Annotated in this window: 13 protein-coding genes and 4 tRNA genes; 10 read left to right on the forward strand and 7 right to left on the reverse strand. The window is 64.5% G+C overall.

The features are described 5' to 3' along the window. Positions 1–11 precede the first annotated feature (11 nt). Together ACQP2U_RS03070 and ACQP2U_RS03075 are read right to left on the reverse strand one after the other, a co-directional pair. On the reverse strand, positions 12–878 hold the full coding sequence (locus ACQP2U_RS03070; protein WP_433713288.1) for an SDR family oxidoreductase: 867 nt from the start codon (positions 876–878) through the stop codon (positions 12–14). A gap of 38 nt (positions 879–916) precedes the next feature. Beyond that, positions 917–1078 (reverse strand): hypothetical protein, encoded by a 162-nt coding sequence (locus ACQP2U_RS03075; RefSeq protein ID WP_433713290.1) that lies wholly within the window; start codon positions 1076–1078, stop codon positions 917–919. 40 nt (positions 1079–1118) lie between these two features. On the opposite strand from ACQP2U_RS03075, the gene ACQP2U_RS03080 reads away from it, so the two are divergent. Then, positions 1119–1757, forward strand: coding sequence for a hypothetical protein (locus ACQP2U_RS03080; protein WP_433713292.1), 639 nt, complete (start codon positions 1119–1121; stop codon positions 1755–1757). A 123-nt stretch (positions 1758–1880) separates the two neighbouring features. Here ACQP2U_RS03080 and ACQP2U_RS03085 read toward each other — a convergent pair whose 3' ends face one another. Both ACQP2U_RS03085 and ACQP2U_RS03090 read right to left on the reverse strand, forming a co-directional pair. Next, the gene (locus tag ACQP2U_RS03085; protein WP_433716354.1) at positions 1881–2843 is read right to left on the reverse strand and encodes an acyl-ACP desaturase; all 963 of its coding nucleotides are present in this window, start codon (positions 2841–2843) and stop codon (positions 1881–1883) included. 844 nt (positions 2844–3687) lie between these two features. Then, positions 3688–3760, reverse strand: a tRNA-Lys gene (locus ACQP2U_RS03090). An 849-nt stretch (positions 3761–4609) separates the two neighbouring features. Here ACQP2U_RS03090 and ACQP2U_RS03095 point away from each other — a divergent pair. The 7 genes from ACQP2U_RS03095 (at position 4610) to ACQP2U_RS03125 (ending at position 7488) form a co-directional block, all read left to right on the forward strand. Continuing rightward, positions 4610–5275, forward strand: a complete 666-nt coding sequence (locus ACQP2U_RS03095) for a TetR family transcriptional regulator (RefSeq protein WP_433713293.1) — start codon at positions 4610–4612, stop codon at positions 5273–5275. Positions 5276–5368: 93 nt separating this feature from the next. Further along, positions 5369–5441 (forward strand) — tRNA-Glu (locus ACQP2U_RS03100). A 29-nt stretch (positions 5442–5470) separates the two neighbouring features. After that, positions 5471–5544: transfer RNA gene (locus ACQP2U_RS03105), tRNA-Asp, on the forward strand. 59 nt (positions 5545–5603) lie between these two features. Further along, a tRNA-Phe gene (locus ACQP2U_RS03110) sits at positions 5604–5677 on the forward strand. Between the two features lie 281 nt (positions 5678–5958). Then, positions 5959–6186: a hypothetical protein gene (locus tag ACQP2U_RS03115; protein ID WP_433713294.1), complete on the forward strand. Its 228-nt coding sequence runs from the start codon at positions 5959–5961 to the stop codon at positions 6184–6186. A gap of 155 nt (positions 6187–6341) precedes the next feature. Continuing rightward, the gene (locus ACQP2U_RS03120; RefSeq protein WP_397030360.1) at positions 6342–6527 is read left to right on the forward strand and encodes a hypothetical protein; all 186 of its coding nucleotides are present in this window, start codon (positions 6342–6344) and stop codon (positions 6525–6527) included. Positions 6528–6768: 241 nt separating this feature from the next. Beyond that, entirely contained in the window at positions 6769–7488 is a 720-nt protein-coding gene (locus tag ACQP2U_RS03125; protein ID WP_397030358.1) for a polyprenol monophosphomannose synthase, read from the forward strand. Positions 7489–7642: 154 nt separating this feature from the next. Here ACQP2U_RS03125 and ACQP2U_RS03130 read toward each other — a convergent pair whose 3' ends face one another. Together ACQP2U_RS03130 and ACQP2U_RS03135 are read right to left on the reverse strand one after the other, a co-directional pair. Further along, a complete protein-coding gene (locus ACQP2U_RS03130) occupies positions 7643–9097 on the reverse strand; it encodes an HAD-IB family hydrolase (protein ID WP_433713295.1) in 1455 nt (484 codons plus the stop codon). Continuing rightward, the gene (locus ACQP2U_RS03135) at positions 9097–11553 is read right to left on the reverse strand and encodes a glycerol-3-phosphate 1-O-acyltransferase (protein ID WP_433713297.1); all 2457 of its coding nucleotides are present in this window, start codon (positions 11551–11553) and stop codon (positions 9097–9099) included. Before ACQP2U_RS03135 ends, ACQP2U_RS03130 begins: the two co-directional genes overlap by 1 nt. Positions 11554–11673: 120 nt before the next feature. Here ACQP2U_RS03135 and ACQP2U_RS03140 point away from each other — a divergent pair, with 120 nt between their 5' ends. Beyond that, positions 11674–12438, forward strand: coding sequence for a DUF2127 domain-containing protein (locus ACQP2U_RS03140; protein ID WP_397030352.1), 765 nt, complete (start codon positions 11674–11676; stop codon positions 12436–12438). A gap of 93 nt (positions 12439–12531) precedes the next feature. Next, positions 12532–13842 (forward strand): salicylate synthase, encoded by a 1311-nt coding sequence (locus ACQP2U_RS03145; RefSeq protein WP_433713298.1) that lies wholly within the window; start codon positions 12532–12534, stop codon positions 13840–13842. A 123-nt stretch (positions 13843–13965) separates the two neighbouring features. On the opposite strand, the gene ACQP2U_RS03150 is transcribed toward ACQP2U_RS03145, so the two are convergent. Then, positions 13966–15585, reverse strand: coding sequence for a (2,3-dihydroxybenzoyl)adenylate synthase (locus ACQP2U_RS03150; RefSeq protein WP_433713300.1), 1620 nt, complete (start codon positions 15583–15585; stop codon positions 13966–13968). Positions 15586–15691 lie beyond the last annotated feature (106 nt).

Below are 15691 nucleotides of genomic sequence, written 5' to 3' on the forward strand. Positions count from 1 at the left end.
CTGATTCACCCTTATTCGCCGCGGAGTCTGCGGTGGTAGATCTCGCGTATGGCCGGGTCGGGTTGGGCGTAAGCCGTTGTCGCGCCGGTGAATTCGGCAACGCGGAGTTGTGCGCGGTAGGGTAGCAGCTGTGCTGATTTGATGATGGCCGCGAGTCGGCGTGGCACGGTCACCAGTGGTTTGTTCTGCTGCACCGATTTCACGATCGCCTGCGCGACGTCCTCCGGATCCACCGTGGTCAGCGGCGTGATCCAAGCCGGCATATTGGCACCGGCGGACAGCTCGGTGCGCACGATGCCGGGCAGCACCGCGCCGACATGTATGCCGTGCTCCTTCATCTCCAGATGCAGCGCCGAGGTGAACCCGACCACCGCGTGTTTGGTCGCGCAGTAGGTGGCCAGGCCCGGAAAGCCCTGTGTCCCCGCCAAAGACGCGATATTGATCAGGTGTCCGCTGCCGCGGTTCTTGAACCGCTGTACGGCGAGTCGCGAACCGTGGATTACCCCGTTGAGGTTGATGGCGATGATTCGATCGGTCATCGCCTCGTCCTCGTCGGCAAACAGACCGGTCGGCATGATCCCCGCATTGTTGACCAGCACGTCCAGCGGGCCGAGTTCGTCGTCCACCCTGTCGAGGAAGGCGGTGAACGAGGCCTTATCCGTGACGTTCAGCGGCAGGCCGACGATCTTGGCATCCGGATCCGCACCCAACTCCGCCGCCGTCTTGGCCACGAGTTCGACGTCGATATCGCCGATCGCGACCGCGGCGCCCGCCGCGAGAAATGCCTCGGCGCTCGCGCGTCCGATACCGCGCGCCCCTCCGGTGATCGCGACAACCTTGCCGGTGAGCGCCCCGTCGCCCTTCGATGTGCTGGACATAGCCTCAGCCTCCTGCGGTCGGTGTGAGTCATGGCCGGTCAGCGCGGCGCGCCGTCGGCGGCAATACCACCAGTGTCGAGGTTCGCGGCCGGATCATCGGCGGATTCGGAATCGGGCCCCGAGATGGTTTGCCCGGCCAGGAGCCCCTGCGCCGAGGGCGCTCCGGCCTTCTCAGCCGGCCTCAGTAGCCTGTTACTCATGGGTAGCGCCCGTGACCACCAGAGTTATCGGAGAGGGCGAATGACGGAACCGATCGAGGGCACCGCACCAGGCGATGACGACTCCGGCCTGAAGTTGGGCAAGACTGCCGAAGCAACGGCATCCGATACGCGGGCCCACAAGTCCGGACACCGGCCGGGAACTGTGTCGATTCGCGTATCCAGCGTGGTCCTCGGCACGGTAATCGGCGCATTGGTGATCGCGGTCGCCGTGCTGAGCGGTCTTCTCGTCTCGGCCAGCGGTGATCTCGCCGACCGAAACGATCGGGAAGCCGCGGATAAGAAGGCCGAGCAGGTGGCCACCGAATACGCGGTCGGCGCGGCCACCGTCAACTATCAGGACATACCGTCATGGGTGGCCAAGCTGAAGGCGAATACCGTTCCGCAACTGGCTAACAAGTTCGATGCGACCGCGCCCAAGCTCGAACAGATTCTGGTTCCGCTGAAGTGGACCTCCACCGCCGCGCCGATTACCGCGAAGGTGATGTCGGAGCAAGGCGGTACCTACAAAGTCGATGTGTTCGTGAATGTGAGTTCGACGAATGCGCAGAGCCCGGAGGGCGCGCAGACAACGGTGACCTACAACGTCACGCTGGATAAGAACTCGGAATGGAAGATCACCGATGTGGGCGGTGTCGACGGCGCACTGCCGGTGAAGTAGCGCCGCAACGAGTTTCGACGGTTGAATCTATAAGTTCGCCACCGAAATCGGCGTTGCCGAACATAAACGCGCCGCCGCCGGAGAAATCCGGCGGCGGCGCGTTTATGTTCGCGGAGGTCGATCTCAGCCGGCGATACCGGCGAGCTCGCGCTTCTTGGCCTCCCGGGCGAGCATGCGGTCGCGCTGCTCTTCGAACTTGACGACGTCCTGGCTCAACTTCTCCAGGAACAGCCCGAGCCGCTCGCGCACCGCCTCGCCGCGTGCGGTGAAATCGGTGCGCTCGAAGATGTTCCACTTCTTGAGCACGGGCTGCACCACCTCTTCGAGGTGCTGGCGCAGGTCGTAGATGCCGTGCTTGGCCATGAGCACGCCGTTGCGGCGGAAGTTGGGCATACCGGCGCCGGGCATCTGGAAGTTCTCCAGGATCAGCGTGATGGCCTCGATCGCCTGGTCAGGGGACAGATCCAGGGCCGCGCCGCACATGTTGCGGTAGAAGATCATGTGCAGGTTCTCGTCGGCGGCGACGCGTTGCAGCATGCGGTCGGCGATCGGGTCGTCACAGACCCGCCCGGTATTGCGGTGGCTGACCCGGGTGGCCAGTTCCTGGAAGGTCACGTACGCCACCGAGTGCAGGAAGCCCGCATCGGCCTCGGTCGGCGAAGCGAATCCATTGGTCATGTGGACCATGCGCGCCTCTTCGAGCGCGACGGGATCGACGCCACGGGTGACCACGAGGTAATCGCGCATGACGATCCCGTGGCGGTTCTCCTCGGCGGTCCAGCGGCCCACCCAGGTGCCCCAGGCGCCGTCCTGCGAGAAGTTCTCGGCGATCTCGCGGTGATAAGAGGGCAGATTGTCTTCGGTGAGCAGATTCGTGATCATGGCCGCCTTCGCGACCTCGTTCAGTCGGGACTGCTCAGGGTCCCAGTCGACCCCGCCGAGTGCCGCGAAGTTGCGGCCCTCATCCCACGGGACATAGTCGTGCGGATGCCATTCCTTTGCCAGGGAGAGGTGCCGGTTGACGTTTTCTTCGGCAACCGGCTCCAACTCCGTGAGCAGCTCGAGTTGAGTCAGATCCCTTGCCATATACAAGCCCTTCATGTGTGTGCTCTTGCTGGTCAGTTCCCCGGGGTAGACCGTGTGCCGATGCGGCCATACCTTACGGCACCGTAGGTGTGATGCGAAACGCATCTGGCTGACAAATGAGACCTCGTGATCGAGCTCATACGCCGATGTCGGCGTTCGACAACCACACCGAGTGTAGGGGCTCGGACCGTAGCAAGGGGTCTATCGTCAGGGGCCGAGAGTCGTTAGCTCAGCGTGCTGTAACGCACAAAGCCGCAGGTGCCGCCCCCGCGACCGTTCAGTGTTCGCCGCCGAAAAGTGCGGCGGGGAGAATCCTGAGTGGACCACCTGCCTTCTCGGTCAACGCTTCTCCGATCGCGCCGTTGGTGCCGCGCGATCTTGCCGCTGCCGCCGACTCGATGGCCGAGTACGACCCAGTTGGCGCAGCCGAACTTCGCCTGTGGTGTATGCCACTGTTCAGCTGCTCGGCCGGATAGGTCGCCACGATGGAGGCGGCGTCGGCGACCAGATCGTTACCGCTGGTGGCTTCCGTCGGGCTGAGCGTTGATTCTGCGCACCAGACCAACGCTCAGCTTGCATTCGCCGGGCGATGTCGGCAATGCCGCCTTCAGCGCATTCGTAGCGGTGGCCGGTCGAGTTGTCGGTGCGATGAAACCCGGAAGGGAAAATCATCGAGTGAAGCCACCTGTCGCCCTGGTATGCCCCGGGTGTCGGGTCGCACCGGGTTATGAGAAAGCCCACGGTGGAATGTGGTGTTTCCTGGCCGCAGCCGAGGCGCGTCGCGAGTTCGAACGGACCGGAAATGACTCAGGCGTCCGGTATGGAAACCGGACGCCTGAGAAGGTGCCCCCAGTAGGGCTCGAACCTACGACCTGCGGATTAAAAGTCCGTAGCTCTACCAACTGAGCTATAGGGGCGCGGATGGACAGTGTAGTGGGCCGGGTGCGGATCGGGTAAACGGGGGCAGGGCGCGGCGGCCGGGGGCTCGATTCGGTTCGCTCGGGGTTGTCGGGTGCCGGTGTCGAGTCGCGCTGGCGCACCGGGTAACACGGTGCATGTGGATAACGATGCTGCCGGTAAACATTTGGTACCCAGCTTTGTTCATTCCTGCCGAGCCAGGCTACCATCCAATCATGTTGCGTACCAATGTCTTTGGATTTGCGGGGGGTGTAGGGTCAGTGCGCGGGGGGCGCAGCGAGGCGGCTGGCCGTTGTCGCGCGGTCGGCGCCGCGGTGACCGGGCTGCTGGTCGGCTCGGGTGAATAGCCCTGTGTCGCTGTCCAATTCGGAAATCCGACGTAGCACTTTGCTCGATTGCGTGAAGTTTGCTGTAACAGATATCCGGATGTTTCGGCCGCTGGAGTCTTCGGTTTGCCGCGTGTCGGATGGTGTTTCCGGGTACCGTGACGACTTGGTGAATTACGGGAGAATCGCCGACTTACCCGGCGATCCGGAATTCCGCTTATCGTTGGTGTGCCCGAACGTGTCGCGGCCGGTACGACCGATCGCGACTTCCTACGAGTCGACGCCGGGGGAGGCAGATCCGAGACGAAGTAATGCCCAGGTGCGCACCCCCTGCGGCGCACCTGGGCAAGAAAACTATACCAGCTGGTGTGTTTAAGGATTTTCGCAAGTTTTCGTACCGAAAGTTTGAAACGGGGCGAAATCCCGGTTTGAAGTATTGATAAAACTCATGACTTCGCGCCAAGGGTCCGTTCCTTTAGGGGCACCGATTGGCGACGAGTAGGCTTCGGAGGCGTTTCGAGCATGGCACGGCAGCAAGAGCGGGCCCGCCGGACACGCGCGGCGATAATCAGGTCCGCCGCCGTTGAGTTCGGGAAGAGCGGCTATGCCGCTGCATCGCTCAACCGCATTTTGGAAGGTTCACGCGCCACCAAGGGCGCCATGTACTTTCATTTCGATTCCAAGGAAGATCTCGCGCGCGCGGTACTCGAGACCGCGGTCGACCGATACCGCACCTCTGCCGAGCGTTGGCTTGCCAGAACGGATCTCGGACCACTGGACGTCCTGCACGGCATGGTCGACGAGGTGGCATTGCGACTCGAACACGACATCATCGTGCAGGCCGAATTCCGATTGATCATCGAACCGGACTTCTATCGCGACGTACAGATCGGCGGCGGTCGCATACTCGGCCGGGCCACCAGGGCGCTCGCGGTCCGTGCCATCGATCAGGGGCAGCTGCGCGCCGACGCCGATCCGGACCGTTTCACCCGCACGATCTCCGCCGCGCTGGCCGGCCAGCGTTATCTGATAGACATCCTCGGCAACGGTGTCGATCTGCGCGCTCGGTTCCAGGAGGCGCTCGAGGTTGTGGTCGAGGCAATGGCCACCCCGGAATGGGCCGAGAAGTTCCGCAACGACGGCTGGCGCGCACAGGCCCGCCTCGAAGAGCTCGGTTTGGGAGCCTGAACAGCCGATTTGGGAAACGCGGCTGGTGTGTCATAAGCTATCCCAGCTCCCAACGGACAGCCGTTGAAGCCGGTCCGGAGAAATCCGGGGCGAGCCCCCTTCGTCTAGCGGCCTAGGACGCCGCCCTTTCAAGGCGGTAGCGCGGGTTCGAATCCCGTAGGGGGTACGGTCTTCGGATCGTTGGAAGCAACGCAAGGCCCTGTGGCGCAGTTGGTTAGCGCGCCGCCCTGTCACGGCGGAGGTCGCGGGTTCGAGTCCCGTCAGGGTCGCAAAGTAAGCGCCGGAGCAATCCGGCGTTTCGCGTATGGCATTCACCACGGGTGCCTGCGGCCAGGTAGCTCAGTTGGTACGAGCGTCCGCCTGAAAAGCGGAAGGTCGCCGGTTCGATCCCGGCCCTGGCCACTCGTCGCAGAAGCTCCTGTCCGCAAAGCGCGCGGACAGGAGCTTCTTGTCTTTTGTCTTTGTGGGGTGCGACCCCACCCGCTCGGCGGGCTGCGGATCTGCCATTTACCTCGACGATGTGACGAATGCTCGGCGCGTATCGGTGTCCGTGCGTATGTTTGAGCCTGCAACTCAGGGGTGGGCTTCGTCGGCTACGGCGGGCGGGCGTACTCCGAAACATCCACGCAAGTGAATCAGGTGCAAGCAGAACCGTAGGACTGCGATTCGAAGGAGGAAATCTCGTGCGATTCGTCAAGACCGGTGTTCTTGCTATAGCGCTGGCCGGTGCCCTCATGACCGGGGCCGGCATCGCGCACGCAGACGAAACCATCACCGTCGACGCCAAGTTGCTCGGCTGTGCGATGCAGGCCGGGATCAGCGCATCCGACCTGACGGAGGCCAATATCGGCCGCTCTATCACTGTCTCCGACGAGGTTGCGGCCCAGCTCAGGGCAAAGGGCTGCATCTAACCGTCGCGCCGGTCGTCCCGGCCGTCGCAGGCCAGGACGACCGGCTTTTCGGCTGTGCCGCACCCGTGCCCACAGGTGGTGCGGAGCGCGCCAAGGGGTTGGGGGTTGGGTGGAAAAGGGGGATCTGTTGATCATGGTGGTGGGATGCTGGGGGGATGGCGGAGAAGTGGTATTACTGCTTGAAGCATCAGCGGGCCGAGAGTGGGAAGCAGTGTTGGTTTCGGGATCGGATGGGGCCGTATCCGGATCAGGCCACGGCTGAGCGGGCATTGGAGATCGTGCATGCGCGCAATGCGCGCGAGGATGCCCGAGATCGGAATTGGCGCGATGGGGATAAGTGAGGGCGCGTCAGGGGGTGGTGTGCGGCAACTGATTTCGGTGCGGATCCAGAGGCGGTCGGTGGGGTGGGCCCGGTGATTTGCGAGGTAGTCGGCAGGTCGCGGGTATTCGGGTGGCGGCGGGAGCGTGCGGGCGCTCAGGTGGCCTTCAGTTCGATCAAGTACGGTTCTTGGCAATCAGACGAGTGCTCCGGGTCCTGTCGTGGGTCTGCGGGCTGGAACAGGTGAGCAGGGAGGGCGACCCTTGAGGGTTACCGTTGTTGTGCCGACCTACAACGAGCGGGAGAATCTGCCGGTTGCGGTGGAGCGGCTGACGGCGCTGCCGGTGCCCGATCTGCATGTGCTCGTGGTGGATGACAATTCGCCGGACGGGACCGGTGAGATCGCCGACAAGCTGGCCGTCGAGTTGCCGAATGTCGTCGGTGTACTGCACCGCACCGAAAAGGATGGATTGGGCCGTGCCTACGTGGCCGGGATCACCCGGGCGCTGGACGAGGGTGCCGATGTGGTGATCCAGATGGACGCCGACCTGTCACATCCGGCCGAGGTCATTCCGGCCATGCTGGAGAAGCTGAACACCACCGATGCCGGTGTCGTGCTCGGGTCCCGCTACGTGCCCGGCGGGTCGACCGCCGAGGAGTGGAAGTGGTACCGCAAGGCGCTGTCCGCTTGGGCCAACTTCTACGTGAATCTGATCCTGCGCCTCGCCGTGAAGGACGCGACCGCCGGATTCAAGGCGTGGAAGGCCGATACGCTGCGTGCCATCGACGTCGCCTCGATTCGCAGCAACGGATACTCGTTCCAGGTCGAGATGAACTATCGGACCGTGAAGAAGGGCATCACGATCGCGGAGGTGCCCATACGGTTCGAGGAGCGCACCCTCGGCGCCTCCAAGATGAGCCTCAAGGTGCAGCTGGAATCCGCGCTGATGCCGTGGAAGCTGCTGTTCGGCCGTTCGGTTTAACCACCCCGACGACCTGGCACCCCGTCGCTCAATTCCCGGCGGGCGCAAGGTCGTCGTCATGCGCGCGTTCGACCTTCGGCGCATCGGAGTCGGGTACCGCAATCGGTCAGTGCCGCGCGGCCGCTGGAGAATGCCGGACGGGTGCGCAGGGGCGTCAGTGGTCCGGCGGCGGCCAGTTCAGGAGGGTGTCGGTGTACAGCTGGCGAACGGCTTCGACGTTTTCGTCCATGGTGGCGGGGGTCCAGTTGGAGACGTCGATCGGGGGGAGGATGGCTACGTCGACGGTGCCTTTGCGGGCGACCATCGAGTTGCGCCGGTTGACTTCACCGGCATTGCGGATCACTACCGGGATCACCGGTACACCGGCCTGAATCGCGATATGGAAGGCCCCCTTCTTGAATGGGCCGATACCCGGCGTATACGACCGGGTGCCTTCGGGCGAGATCGCGATCGACAGCCCGCCGCGCAGCGTATGCACCACCGGCGCCAGCGCGGCCTTGGCCTGCGTGGTGTTCGCACGATCGATGAAGGTCACCCCGACGAACCGCATGAGCGGACCGAAGATCGGATTCTTCGTCAGCTCCTTCTTGCCGATTCCGGTGACCCCGCCTTGGAGCACCTTGGGCACGATGATCACGTCGAACTGACTCTGATGGTTGAACAGGAAGACGGCGGGTCGTGGAGCGCGGGCGTTTTCCGCACCGCTGACGCGCAGCCGAATACCGGTGGTGCGGAGCGTCGCACCGGTTCCGTAGGCCATCAGCGCATCGGCCATCTTCCGGCGCTGGCGCGTATACGACTTGCTCAGCACACCGAACAACGCACCGGCCAGCAGTCCGGCGAATCCGGCGACGGTGCGCAGATAGTCGATCGGGTGCGGTGGTCGGCGCGGACGCAACGTCAGTACCGGCCAATTCTGTTCGACGGCAGCGGTAGCGAGCTGATGATCGGGATTCACCGCTACCGGATGTCCGACCACCGAGAGCAGCGGTAGATCGGCGATGCTGTCGGCGTAGGCAGAGCTGGCAGTGATATCCAGCACATGCGCTGCGGCGAATTCGCGAACCGCATCGGCCTTGCCGTTGCGCCACAGGGTTTTTCCGTCCGCATAACCGGTGAGCACACCGTCGCTGGTCGCCATCCGGGTATACAGCACGTGCTCGATACCGAGTTCGGCCGCCACGGGTTCGACCTGGAAGCGGGTCAGTGCCGTGGCGAGCACAACTGTGTGTCCGGCGGCCTCATGCGTGCGGATCAGTTGCCACGCCTCGGGATATAGCTGCCCGTAGATCGTTTTCCGGAACAGCCGCGTGCCCAGCTCGTCCAGCTCGGCTTCCGGTTGGTCGGCCAGTGTCCGCATAGCCTGGTGTAGGAACCGGCTGTATTCGCCATCGGTGAGTTGGTTGCGGATGCCGTCGAGCAGGGTGTCCGCGGCGGTTGCGCCCTTATTGCTCCGAAATGTCCTCCGCCACAGCGAGGGCCGCCCGAAACCATCCACAACGGCGGTGAGGTCGAAGACCGCGGCCACCGTATTGCCCTGCGGCCCGGATCGGATCGCGGCGATGGCTGCCGCGAGATCCGTTGGGACCGCGGGGCGCTTTTCGGTCATCAGGCACCCCGAACAGGATTATTGGACGGGTCGAGTGCGGCGGCCTGCGAGATCCGAGTCGCGATGATGCGCAGCTGGTCGGCGAACTCTTTCCTGCGCCGAGACAATTCGGCCCTAGGCTTGGCCGAGTCGTGACTCACGTGGGCCAACAACCCGTGATTGTCGGCGAGCTTGAGTGCGCTGGAGAACAATTCGGTGGACACCGATTCTGGACTGTGCAGTCGCTGCTGCAGCAGCATCTGCCTACCGACGGCGACGCATTCGTCGATGAACTCCTTGCGATCGATCTCCTCGGCGCTGTCGCGGGCCTCGAGCCGCTCGGCCACGACAAGTTGCGCGTCGACGAAGGCGCGCAGCGCGCGGTGCGCCATCATGAATCCGGATGCGGTGAGTTTGTGCAGAATATCCTCGCCGAGAGTGTCCGCCGCGGTGTGTTGGTGCCAATCCGGGTCCACCAGCAGCATTTCCGCGGTCATCTGCGCCGAGAACTCCGCCCGCTCCGGGAAGAAGAATTCGAACTTCAGCAGATCGCGCAGTCGGAAGGCCTCGTCCCAGCCCGCCCGCAGCTGATCCGGCGCCCGCATTTCCAAGGCGGACAGGATGGACAATTCGAGGATGGCGCGGTTGATGAACCAGTGCACCGCGCTATTGCGATAGAACGCGGCCTCCAGATGCGCACCCGATTCGATCGAGTACACCGGTTCCAGCCCGCCGCGATACACCGTAACAACCCTGGCCAGCGACAATTGTTCGAGTACCACCGCGAGACTCTGCTCGTCGCGCAGTGCCGCCAGCTCGCCGCTGGGCAAACCCCGCTGTTCGATGTACCGCAGTACCGGGGCCAGCACGGAACGCACCTCGCTGAGCGTGAGCGCCCGCTCGTGCACACCGAGTAGCGTCAATGTGACCAGCGCGTTGACCGTGATCGGAGTGACCGCGTTGATGCCGACGGCGACCTCGAAGGCCAACCGCTGCACGGCCTTTCGTTCCAGCTCGGCGAGCTGCGCCGACTCGGCGAGATTGTTCGGCTCGGTACCCGCCGCTTCGGTGCGGTGCAGCGGAATGATCGTCGGCGGCGGGGTGAGCGGATCCCCGTATGCGGCAAGGCGATCGCGCGCCGAGAGCGGTTCGCCGAATCGCACATAGACATGTCCGGCCGAATGCTGTTGGCTGCGTACATAACGCGCCAGCCAGGCCAGCCCCTCCGGTTTCTTCTTCCCGCCCGCCTGTTCGGTGGCGATGGCGCCGAGTTCATTCAGTCGCTCGTAGGTGATCGAGACCGGGACGAGCATGACATCGTCGATCCGATTCGAACGGACCGCGGCGGCAAGGTAATTCAGCAAGCCGTAGCGCGGCGGGCGCAGCTTGCCGGTGCGGGTGCGGCCGCCCTCGAAGTACCACTCCATATTGAATCGCTTGGCCAGCAGGTAGGCGAAGTACTCCTCGACCACCGCCTTGTAGACGTCGTCGTCACCGAAGCTGCGCCGGATGAAGACCGCGCCCGTGCGCCGGGCGATCGGACCCATCGGCCAGAAGCTCAGATTCGCGCCGCCGATCACGTGATTCGGTGGAAAGTCATTGCGGGCCAGCACATCACCGAGGACGAAGGCATCCACATAGGATCGGTGCGAGGGCAGGAAGACCAGCGGATGGCTCCGGTTCAACGCACGCAGTCCGTCCAGGCCGGAGTCGTCGGAGTCGACCTTCCAGGTCGAGGCGTGGATCGGGCGCATCGCCTGGGTGAACAGATCCGAGACCAACTGGCTCTGGGCGGCGACGAGCTCGTTCAGCGCCTTCTCCGCCCGCCGATACACCTCGTGCGGACTTGTGCCGAGCTGATCGGCGATGAGTTCGAGCCTGCGCAGGAACTCGGGGGAGTCGAGGATCTCCTCGGCCACCAGCCGCGGCACCTTGTACCGGTCACCGATGATGGAACGTTCGGCACGTTCCAGAGCGACGACCGCGGCGCGCACGATGGCGCGGGCGAATGGCTCGCCGGCCCCCTTCATGAGCAGCGCCGCCGCCTCCGGGTTATTGGCGCGCAGTTCGCTGAGCAGGGCGGGCTGACCCGTGAGCACCACGTGACGGTCCGGTGATTTGCCGATCAACCGACGTTGCGCGAACCGGTTCGGCTTGCGCGGATTGGTCAGCAGGGCCAGGTCGGCGAAGGTAATGCGGCGGACCCCGTCGCGTTCCGGCGGCAGCCATAGCACCCGGATCGGCACGACCAGCGGATCGTCGCGCCTTCCCACCAGGCGATCGCCGATCGCATCCGCGTCGAGATCCAACTGGGTGACAGGTGCGTCGACGCCGAGTTCGTGTTCGATGCCGCCCTCGGCCAGCCAGGCGCCGATGAGTTCGCGTTCCACGCCGGAGCCCGCATCGATCAGTGCCACCACGGAGTCGGGTGCTGCCGCTCGAGCCGGAGCGGGCGAATCCCCGCGATGATCGATCATGACTCCTATTGAAGCCCGCCAGTGGATTCCGCGCAGGAACTCCGGCGGGCGAGTTGGCATCGGGCCTCGACACGGCGTCTGCGATCGCGGCCGGTCGTGATCGCGAACTAGGCTGCGCGCATGGATTGGGCGTTACGCGCGTGCGGCTGGCACGGCCATTACACCTATGCGCCGGATGAGCGGGAACTGGCGGAGCGGCTGCATGTTCAGACGGTGGCCGGTGTCGCATGGCGGTGTCTGCGCTGCGGCACCTTCGTGCCCGGCGAACCTGTGGGCTCCGGACCTGCCGACCACGCGCCGGAGGTGCCGCGCGGACGACTGCTGCGGGACCGCTGGCTGATGCGGGCGTTGGCGATCGAGCGGTTGGTGCGCGGCTTGCTATTGGTGGTCGCCGGGGTCGCCGTCTTCAAATTCCGGTCCTCGCGCGAGGATATGCGGGCGGCCTTCGACGAGGAACTGCCGCTGCTGCGGCCACTGGCCGATCAGATCGGCTGGGATATCGACCGATCCAAGATCGTGCATCTGATCGATAACGCGTTCTCGCTGTCGAATACCACCCTGCTGTGGGTGGCCATCGGCATCCTCGCCTATGCGACGCTACAGGCGATCGAGGCAGTGGGGCTGTGGTTGGTGAAGCGCTGGGGTGAGTACTTCGCGGTGGTCGCGACCAGCATCTTCCTACCGTTGGAGATCTACGAGTTGACGGAGAAGATCACCGTGCTGCGCATCGGCGCGCTGCTGATCAATATCGCCGCGGTGGTCTGGCTGGTCTACAGCAAGCGATTGTTCGGAGTGCGCGGCGGCGGTGCCGCGTACCACGCGGAGCACAGTACGGAGAGTTTGCTGAGCGTTGAGCGGTCGGCGCTGGCGGTGCCCGCGGAGTAGCCGTTGGTTGTGGTCTGCAGCACAGCTACGAAGCGAGTCAGGTAATGCTAACCTTACTTTTCTGAGTTAGGTCAGCTTTACCTTGGAGGATCGTTGTCGACCACGGAGCGCTTGCGCATTGAGTCTGTGACCGATCCGGCGGCAGCGATGTCCCGGCTGGCGGCGGCCGAGCGCTTCGGCGAATACCTGATGTACGAACGGCCCGGCGAATGGGTATTCGCCGCGGATCCACTCGGCAGCGTCGAACTCGACGCGAACGAACTGCGCGTGTCCTGGGACGGACGCGGCACGACCAGTGCTTGGGACGGCAGCCCGGCGCGGGTCATCGACAACGCGCTGGCCACTTTGCCGCTCGGCGGGCGCCAGGCCTACGGCTGGATCGGATTCGAATTCTGCGCATGGGCATTGGATGCGACGCGGCATTTGCATCCGCGTACCGCACTGGCCCATCTGATGATTCCGCGCATCGAGGTGCGTGTCGGTGAGTTCGGTGTCCGGATTTCCGGCGCCACACCGGCCGAGGCCAATGACATTCACGATCTCATCTCCGCATCCCAGGAAACCGAACTGCCGCAGGCACATCCGGTCGACGTGCGTCTCGATCCCACCGGATATCGCGATCGGGTCGCCGAGGCGGTCGCGGAAATCCATTCCGGCCGTTATCAGAAGGTCATCCTGTCCAGGAAGGTCGATCTGCCGTTCGCGGTGGACATCCCGGCCAGCTACCGGCTCGGCCGTGCCAACAACACTCCGGCGCGCTCGTTCCTGCTTCGCCTAGGTGGACTCGAGGCGGCCGGATTCAGTCCGGAGTTGGTCGCCTCCGTCGACGAGGATCGGGTGGTCACCACCGAGCCGCTCGCCGGCACGCGTGCCTTCGGACTCGGCGAGGCCATTGATATGGCGGCTCGGGCCGACCTGATCACCGATCCCAAAGAGATCGTGGAGCACGCGATTTCGGTGCAGACCTCCTTCGCCGAGATCACCGAGGTGGCCGATCCCGGCACGCCAGCGGTCTCCGATTTCATGGCGGTTCGAGAACGCGGCAGTGTGCAGCATCTGGCCTCCACGGTGCGCGGGCGGCTGGCGGCGGACCGTTCCAGCTGGGATGCGCTGGAGGTGCTGTTTCCGTCGGTCACGGCGTCCGGTATTCCGAAGCGCGAGGGTGTCGATTCGGTATTCCGTCTCGACGGCGCGCCGCGTGGTCTGTATTCCGGTGCAGTGGTGACGATTTCGCCGAGCGGTGCGATGGAGGCGACGCTGGTGCTGCGGGCGGTCTACCAGACCACCGATGGCGCGTGGCTGCGCGCGGGCGCGGGCATTGTCGGGCAGTCGCGACCGGAGCGGGAATTCGAGGAGACCTGCGAAAAACTGGGTAGTGTCGCGCCCTATGTCGTCAAGGCGTAGCAATTCGAAGTCATACCCATCAAGGCGGGCCCTCGTTCCGAATCATCTGCTGGGGCACCCGGTTATCCGGGGTTCTGATCGGGGGTGGCGAGATCGGACTCGCGCCACCCCTGATCGTTCCGGTCAGCCGTGACTGGCGCGCAGGGCCTTCTTATCGATCTTGCCGACAGCCGTGATCGGGAGTTCATCGGCCCGACGGAGCAGGTCCGGGAGTTTGTAGGTCGCCAGGCCGCGCTCGGTGAGGAAGGACTTCAGCTGCGCCAGGGTCGGCATCTCCCCGTCGACAACCAGGACGGCGCAGACCTTTTCCCCTAGTGCGGCATCAGCGAGGCCGACTGCGGCGGCATGCCGGACCGACGGGTGGGCGAGCAGATGCTCCTCGAGTTCGTCGCAGGAGATGTTTTCGCCGCCGCGGTTGATGACGTCCTTGATGCGGCCGGAGACGATCAGATGTCCGCTCGGCAGTCGGCGCACGAGATCGCCGGAGCGGTAGTAGCCGTCGGGGGTGAAGGCGCGGGCGTTGTGTTCGGGTGCGCGGTAGTAGCCGCGGATTGTGTAGGGCCCTTTGGTAAGCAGTTCGCCCTCTTCGCCGGGGGCGACATCATTGCCGTCACCATCCACGACCCGCACCTCATCGGCAGGCGAGAGCGGACGACCCTGGGTGGTACAGACGATATCGGCGCTGTCGTCGAGTCGGGTGTAGTTGAGCAGGCCTTCGGCCATACCGAAGACCTGTTGCAGCTGCACGCCCAGCGCGGGCGTAACGTCGCGGGCGTTCACCTCGGCCAGTCGTGCACCGCCCACCTGGAGTAGGCGCAATGAGCCGAGATCGGCATCCTCCCATTCGGTGGCCGCGCACCAGAGTTGGGCCAGCGGCGGCACAACCGCCGTGACGGTGACGCCATGCCGTTCGATGGCGGCGAAGGCGCCTTCCGGGCTCGGATCGGTGATGAAGGTGACGGCTGCGCCGACTGAGACGGTGCCGAGGATGCCGGGGCACGCGAGGGGAAAATTGTGTGCGGCGGGCAGCGTCGCGAGGTAGACGTCGTCCTCGGTCAGGCCGCAGATCTCGGCGCTTGCGGTGGCGTTGTAGACGTAGTCGTCGTGGGTGCGCGCGATGAGCTTCGGCAGCCCGGTGGTACCGCCGGAGACCAGCATCAGCGCGATATCGCTCGAATCGATGTCGGGCAGTGAACTCCCGTCGCGGGGAATCGAATTCAGAGCGGTGAAAGTTCCTGGATCGCCGAGAACGAGAACGTGACGCAGCGTGGGTACTGCCGAACGCACGGTTTCGGCCAGTTCACGATAGTCGAAGTCGCCGAGCCGGTCCGCCACGATGTAGCCGACCGCTTCGGAAAGTCCGGCCAGATGCGCGATTTCGGCGCGGCGATGCGCGGGCAGGGTCAGCACCGGAATGATTCCGGCGCGCAGCAGTCCGAACAGGACCGTCAGGAACTCCGGCACATTCGGCAGTTGTACGACCACCCGATCGCCCGGCGCGATGCCGAGTGCGAGCAATCGGTGCGCCATTCGGTCGGCCTCGGCATCTACCCACGCGTAGGTGCGCATGTTGTCGGCATCGAGCAGGGCGGTGCGGCGCGGGTGCCGGGTCGCGGTCGCGCGCAGCAGGTCGCCGAGTGGGCGGCCGGTCCAGTAACCCGCCGCGCGATAGGTCGCGGCGTCGGCGGTCGGGAAGGGGACGTAGCCGTCGCGATGGGTGGGCGAGGTGGATGTCGAAGTCACGGGCTGCCTCACTGGAAGGTCTGCTGCAGTAGCGTCTCATAACATAGGTTAGGCAACCCTATCTCAATGCGATAGGCTACCGCCGAGCAGTCTCGATCCGCCGGAT

It is taken from the genome of Nocardia sp. CA-084685, assembly GCF_050955785.1.
Taxonomy (GTDB): domain Bacteria; phylum Actinomycetota; class Actinomycetes; order Mycobacteriales; family Mycobacteriaceae; genus Nocardia.